This is a genomic window from Pseudomonas sp. HY13-MNA-CIBAN-0226 (assembly GCF_040310305.1).
GTDB lineage: Bacteria > Pseudomonadota > Gammaproteobacteria > Pseudomonadales > Pseudomonadaceae > Aquipseudomonas > Aquipseudomonas gregormendelii.
Genome location: NZ_JBEOPS010000437.1, coordinates 1 through 253 on the forward strand (window position 1 = coordinate 1; position 253 = coordinate 253).

The following is a 253-nucleotide window of genomic DNA, read 5'->3' on the forward strand; positions in this document are numbered from 1 at the left end:
CCACAGAAGTGGTGCCTGCCCTGGCCAAAGACCTGCCGGAAATCAGCGCCGATGGCCTGACCTATACGTTCCACCTGCGTGACGACATCAAGTTCCACACCACCGACTATTTCAAACCCACGCGCAACTTGAACGCCGATGATGTGCTTTGGAGCTTCCAGCGCCAGCTGGACCCGAATCATCCTTGGCATAACAAGTCCCTCGTGGGCTACCCGTACTTCGAAAGCTTGGGCTTCAAGGAACTGATCAAGAG

At 55.7% G+C, this 253-nt stretch carries 1 protein-coding gene; it reads left to right on the plus strand.

The window, feature by feature from the left end; genetic code table 11:
• A partial coding sequence (locus tag AAEZ05_RS29420; RefSeq protein ID WP_350650155.1) for an ABC transporter substrate-binding protein occupies window positions 1-253 on the plus strand: 253 nt, incomplete at both ends.